This is a genomic window from Oscillibacter sp. KLE 1745, assembly GCF_000469445.2.
Lineage (GTDB): Bacteria > Bacillota > Clostridia > Oscillospirales > Oscillospiraceae > Oscillibacter > Oscillibacter welbionis.
In genome coordinates this window covers 4,459-5,642 of record NZ_KI271764.1, presented here as the reverse complement: position 1 = coordinate 5,642, position 1,184 = coordinate 4,459, and the positions used below count along the sequence as shown (strand labels likewise).

3 protein-coding genes are annotated in these 1,184 nt (G+C 70.2%); all 3 read right to left on the bottom strand.

Features of this window, described 5'->3' with window-relative positions:
• Positions 1-591: polyprenyl synthetase family protein (locus HMPREF1546_RS15630; RefSeq protein ID WP_021752113.1), on the bottom strand; the 591-nt coding region annotated here is incomplete at its 3' end.
• Complete coding sequence (xseB, locus tag HMPREF1546_RS15625; RefSeq protein WP_021749003.1) at positions 588-827, bottom strand: exodeoxyribonuclease VII small subunit; 240 nt, start codon at positions 825-827, stop codon at positions 588-590. The genes HMPREF1546_RS15630 and xseB, both read right to left, overlap by 4 nt.
• The coding region (locus tag HMPREF1546_RS18525) for an exodeoxyribonuclease VII large subunit (RefSeq protein WP_036637102.1) at positions 824-1,184 on the bottom strand (361 nt) is incomplete at its 5' end. The genes xseB and HMPREF1546_RS18525, both read right to left, overlap by 4 nt.

The window sequence follows — 1,184 nt, the reverse complement described above, 5'->3', positions numbered from 1 at the left end:
CCCCGCCGCGGCCACGCCCAGGCGGCAGGCCCCGGCGATCATGGCCCCGGTCTTGAGCCGGTGGACCTCCGTCACCTCCGCCTCGGTCTTCGGGGCGTGGAGGGTGTCCAGCACCTGGCCCGCCACCATGCCGTCCGCGCCGGAGACCTCCGCCAGGATGCGGCCGCAGGCGGCCCGGCGGCTCTCGTCCAGCCCCGGCGCCGTCAGGATCAGGCGGTAGGCCTCCGGCTGGAGGGCGTCCCCCGCCAGCACGGCCAGCGTCTCGCCGTAGACCTTGTGGTTGGTGGGCTTGCCCCGGCGCAGGTCGTCGTTGTCCATGCAGGGCAGGTCGTCGTGGATCAGGGAGTAGGTGTGGACCAGCTCCAGGGCGCAGGCCATGGGCAGGGCCGTCTTCCAGTCCGCAAGGCCCGCCAGCCGGGCAAACTCCAGGGTCAGCACCGGCCGGATGCGCTTGCCCCCCGCCAGCAGGCTGTACCGCATGGACTCATACAGGTCCCGCCAGTCCGGCCTCCCGGCAAAGAGGGTCTCCAGATACGACTCCACCGCCGTGCGGTAGGTCTCATACCGGGTCTGAAACACCTGTTCGCTCATCCCTGCTCCTCCTCCCCGAAGGGCAGCTCCACCGGCGCGCCGTCAGGTCCCTTCATCAGCTTGACCACCTTCTGCTCCGCCGCGTCCAGCTCCTGGGAGCAGGCGGCGATCAGCTTCGTCCCCTCCTCAAACAACGCCAGAGAGTCCGCCAGGGGGGCATCCCCCTTCTCCAGTGCCGCCACGATCTCCTCCAGCCGGGCGATCTCCTGCTCGAACGTCTGTTTCTTCGCGCTCATGGCTGTTCCTCCTTCGTATAGGGCTTGTCCACCACGGCGGTGAAGCCGCCCTCTCCCAACGTGACGGACACCCGGCTGCCCGGCGCCGTCTCCCGCCAGCTTTTCAAGATCTTCCCTTGTTCATCCCGGGCCACGGCGTAGCCCCGGCCCAGCACCGCCAGGGGGCTCATGGCGTCCAGCGACGCCGCCAGGGCCGCGAATTTCTGCCGGTGCCGCCCCAGCACCGCGCCGGTCACGTCCCCCAGCCGCTGCTGTAAGTGGTCCAGGTCCAGCCGCTTGTCCTGGACGTAGGCCATTCCGTCCGTCATCACCCGCTTGGCCGCCAGGGCGGTGAGCCGCTGCCGGGCGGCCTCCAGC